General features: G+C 46.5%; 1 protein-coding gene. It reads right to left on the bottom strand.

Going from position 1 to position 258, the window contains the following annotated elements:
• Positions 1–258 (bottom strand): alkaline phosphatase (locus R2R70_RS21380; RefSeq protein ID WP_410979106.1); only part of this gene is annotated, 258 nt, incomplete at both ends.

Genomic DNA, 258 nt, shown 5'->3' with positions numbered 1-258 from the left:
GTTTTAACTAGGTCTGCGGCAAAGTCCATTACATGGAATAAAAAGCTTTGCTCGTTTGTGCCTGTTACTAAATGTGCACCTGGGCCCATTGCGTAAACACCTACATCTTCACCCGCGTGGGTTTCTGAACTAAGTGGTACTAACGACTCTTGGTGAAAGCCCGGTGTGGTTGTATCAACATTTGTTAAATCAACACGCCCTGTAACCGGTGCAGCTAAGTAAGAAGCGTCGGCATTGGTTTCATCGCCTAAGTCTCTG

Origin of the sequence: Cobetia sp. SIMBA_158, from assembly GCF_046566945.1 — a bacterium.
In the GTDB taxonomy this organism is placed as follows: domain Bacteria; phylum Pseudomonadota; class Gammaproteobacteria; order Pseudomonadales; family Halomonadaceae; genus Cobetia; species Cobetia amphilecti.
This window is presented reverse-complemented; position numbering and strand designations above follow the sequence as displayed.